Source organism: Staphylococcus sp. EG-SA-2 (genome assembly GCF_017152085.1).
Window position 1 is genome coordinate 1 of the sequence record NZ_JACYHC010000214.1, and the last position, 518, is coordinate 518.

Annotated in this window: 1 pseudogene; it reads right to left on the reverse strand. The window is 33.4% G+C overall.

Annotation, left to right across the window (positions count from 1 at the left end):
• Positions 1–518 (reverse strand): annotated as a pseudogene (gene brnQ1 / locus IDG60_RS02000) (branched-chain amino acid transport system II carrier protein BrnQ1); the annotation flags it as partial.

The following is a 518-nucleotide window of genomic DNA, read 5'->3' on the forward strand; positions in this document are numbered from 1 at the left end:
TCATTTTAGGGAAAAGGTGTTCGAATGTTTCTGAAAATGCCGTAATCAAACCGATGGCTGTTTTTAAACAAGCAACCATAACGATAAGTGACAACAGGACGATACCGTAGTTACCTAAGTAGTATTGAGTAATTTGCGCTAAGGCAATACCACCATTTTCACTAAGTTTGAAATGACCAATACTTAATGTACCCATGATTGCTAGTAGGGTATAAATGATCCCCATCATAATGATACTGATAGTACCAGACTTAATTGTTTCTTTAGCGATATCAGTTGGATTTTCGATACCTAACTTTTTAATCGTTGCAACAATGATAATACCAAATGCCAATGACGCTAGCGCATCTAAGGTATTGTATCCATCTAAAAAGCCGTTAAATAAGGCATTTGATTGATATTGTTTACTAATAGGTGCATCAGATATGCCACCTAATGGATGGATAAAAGCAAATAATAAAATAATTGCTAATAATACTAAGAATACCGGATTTAAAAATTTACCGATATATTCTAAA